The sequence below is a fragment of the Hyphomonas sp. genome (assembly GCF_041689225.1).
Classification (GTDB): Bacteria; Pseudomonadota; Alphaproteobacteria; order Caulobacterales; family Hyphomonadaceae; genus Hyphomonas.
The window spans coordinates 1-3,192 of sequence record NZ_JBDNGN010000102.1; the positions used below are offsets into that span (position 1 = coordinate 1).

Sequence of the window (3,192 nt, forward strand, 5' to 3'; positions counted from 1 at the left end):
ACTCCGCCGCGTGCGCACAGGCTTATGGTCGAACATGGTCGGATCGTGTCCACTTAAATCAGGCGGATACTATCCGCCCCGATCCAACCAAAATCAGCATCAGGGTGCGCAGCACAAGGGCGGGGAGACCGGACGGTTACTCTTGATCCGACGGACTTCTCGAAATAGAGTGTCCTGAGGGTCGGAAGATCCGAAAGCGCAATATGCGCTCGCCTGGCAAGATTGAGGCAGTTAACCTTGAGGATCTTCGCCATGTTTGGCCAGATGTTTCGTCCTTACACGCATATTTTTTGATGCATGGGGTGTGACACCCACTTCTAGCTGAAGTATCTGACAACCTACAGATTAGTACTCGAGACTATGGCGTATCCGAAGACGTAGGACAGACACCAACCCGGTTAGTGGATTATCGCTTCCAATGCGTCAGACTGTTCTTTGTGCTTTTGCGGATTCTCAGCAATGAGCTTTGCTAAGTTTTGCATCTTCCAGCGGACTGCAGGCAAGTTGGCGGCTTCCGGCAGATCAATAAGTGTGAAATCCGGTGCTCCTGCCTGAAGTGACCGGAGATATAGGGCGCTGGGTCCAGTCAGGCGGCTTCGAATGTCTTCGAAGAACCGTGTGCGTACGTCCTCCAACTCTTTGACGGTCACTGGCTCGACGGTCATACCGGAGAATTCCCTATCGAACACGCCCTCAAGCGCCTGCGGATTTGGGTTGAGCAATTCATGAGGCGGGCGCCCTGAGCAGGCGACATAGACAAGGAAGACCCGAAAGAGATCGTCAGTTATGCCTTCATTCTCGTAGAGCAGCTTCACATCATAAAGATCTCGCGGATGTTGGCGATCAAGGGCTGCGTGAAACTTGCCGCCATAGAGGTCTTCGAAAGCGACTACCTGCATTTCCGCAAATCCGAACTGCTCTTCAACGGAAGGAGAAACACGTTTGGCCGCCGGCACCAGAACGGTGCCTCGGGCAACTGGAGAGGTCTCGACTTTGACCACAGAATTGCCGGCCTCGGCCTGAACACGCGTGTCACCGTTCCCACTGCCTGCGATCCGTCTCCCCCTCACATTGGGAAGCTTGTTTATCGCATTCAGGATTCGGTCCATGGCGGCATCGATATCAGCGAGGGACTCGGCTCTGTCTTTGACCGGGACATAGGTAAGATCGATATCCACCGACAGGCGGGGAAGATCCCGGTAGAACAGGTTGATCGCGGTCCCGCCCTTCAAGGCGAAGTCTCTCTCGTCTGCGACAATTGGCAGGAGTCTGACGAGCAACTGGACTTGGTCTGCATATCGTTCACGCGCCATCATCACGCTCCTGTCTCGGCAAATACTCCGCCGGTACGGAGATCCTGTAGTCCGGGTGGAACTTGCCACCCTCGACCAGTGCCCGGGGGCCAGAGCCCAGATCGATCCTGTCCATTTCCAAATATTTGCGCCAAGCGTGATTGTGCCTGTCCGCGAACACAAAGAAGAGTCGTTTGACCTTTATGCTTTCACAGGCCTCAAGCATGGCCTGCATCTTTGCCGGACGCGCTCCGCTCAGGCTTTCAAACGCCATATCGGCTATATGAAAACTCTCATGATCGGGCAGCTCATCCAAAAGCTCCAATACGGCGCGTTCGAGCGAAGAGACAGTCAGCGACCACCTCCCGTGACCGACAGCGAGATCCTCGTCTGCGGTCTCGCTTGATATGGCCACATTGTCCACGCCGATCATCTTGCCGCCGAACAGGCTGCGGGTCCGGATCATATAGCGATCTGCGTCCGGCAGGCGTTTCAGCCATGCTGGAGGTTTGCCATAGAGATAGACCAGCTCACCCCCTCCAAATGACAAATAATGGACAAGGCCATGCATCGCGAGTGCCGTCTTGCCACCGACGTGAACGTCATAGCCCATCAGCCGCTGCATCGACAGGACCGCGATCTTCCACCCCTGTCTTGCATTATTGGTTTCAGACGATCCAAACGGGCGCCTGTAGAGGCCGCGCGTTACTTTTTCGAGCCAGCCACGCCGCTCGTAGTTCAGGATCGACTTGCGATCTATTTCCCGGCCCACAAGCCATGCTGCATCAACAAGGAAGCCTGGAGGCACCTCGTCGAGAAGGGGTTTTAATTTTTCGCGTCTTTGTTGGTTCATGGCCATTAAAATACGAATAATTTGAATTATTCGCAATCCTGAATATTATAATGGGGCTGTTACATAGGCTAAAAGCCAATAAATAGCGAATAATTCAATATTTATTGTCGAAACACTGCCTGTCAGATGTGAGGAGAAATACCAGTCGGTAAAGGCTGCTGGATTTGCACTCGGGTCATACTGTCCGGATAAGTCCCGGGAATATGTTCATTCATTTCCGCCTGAATTACCCGATCAGGCCGAATCCTGCAGAAGCGTTTTTTGCACATCAGGATGCATAGGCGCGCCTATGCATCCTGATGTCGGAAGTCAAGTTAGGTGCCTCGGCATCGGCTAAGGGCCAAGAGAATCACAGAGCAACCTGTTTCCCAATCCGCAGACGGGTAATCGGACCCCTGATACTTCGCAGTTGGAAGTACAGTATTTGACATTGACGCCCACTCAATCAGCAAGTATCTCCGCGCCTTCCTACCCCGTGCCCAGATGGCGGAATTGGTAGACGCGCTACGTTCAGGTCGTAGTTCTCGCAAGGGAGTGGAGGTTCGAGTCCTCTTCTGGGCACCAGCATCTTGTTTTTATTGAATAAAATCATTTTCCGGTACCATCGGCGGTTGCTCCGTCGCGGTGGCGTTTGGTAAGGTCCGGCACCCTCCAATACGACCTGATCGACGTACTCATGCCGCTCACCGATTCCGAAATTCAAGGCTTCGAGCCTCGAGAACAGTCCTACAAGCGCTCGGACGGCCATGCGCTCTACATCTTCATCAGGCCGAACGGATCAAAGCTCTGGCGCATGTCCTACCGTTTCGAGGGCAAGCAGAAGACGCTCTCGTTCGGATCCTACCCGATCGTCACCATCGAAGAAGCCCGCGACCTCCGCACCAAGGCCAAGCGCCTCCTCAGGCAGGGTAATCATCCCATTTTTAAGCGGCCGTTTTCCTGGCCCTCATGCGGCAAGTTTCAGTTTCATAGCGGGGGTAATTCCGCCGATGCCCATATTTGGGCGTTCATTGTTGTAAGTCCATAGCCAGCGTGTGGCGTGTTCCT

The 3,192-nt window shown here is 53.9% G+C and carries 2 protein-coding genes, 1 tRNA gene and 1 pseudogene; 2 read left to right on the forward strand and 2 right to left on the reverse strand.

The genetic code is table 11. The features are described 5' to 3' along the window. Window positions 1–398: 398 nt before the first annotated feature. Window positions 399–1,313 carry a nucleotidyl transferase AbiEii/AbiGii toxin family protein gene (locus tag ACESNB_RS09210; protein ID WP_373006533.1) on the reverse strand — a complete coding sequence of 305 codons (915 nt, stop codon included), beginning with the start codon at window positions 1,311–1,313 and terminating at the stop codon, window positions 399–401. Then, entirely contained in the window at window positions 1,303–2,145 is an 843-nt protein-coding gene (locus ACESNB_RS09215; protein WP_373006531.1) for a type IV toxin-antitoxin system AbiEi family antitoxin domain-containing protein, read from the reverse strand. The genes ACESNB_RS09210 and ACESNB_RS09215 overlap by 11 nt, the downstream gene beginning before the upstream one ends. 477 nt (window positions 2,146–2,622) lie before the next feature. Here ACESNB_RS09215 and ACESNB_RS09220 point away from each other — a divergent pair. After that, a tRNA-Leu gene (locus ACESNB_RS09220) sits at window positions 2,623–2,709 on the forward strand. A 112-nt stretch (window positions 2,710–2,821) separates the two neighbouring features. Beyond that, a pseudogene (locus ACESNB_RS09225) lies at window positions 2,822–3,058 on the forward strand (Arm DNA-binding domain-containing protein); the annotation flags it as partial. Window positions 3,059–3,192: the final 134 nt, after the last annotated feature.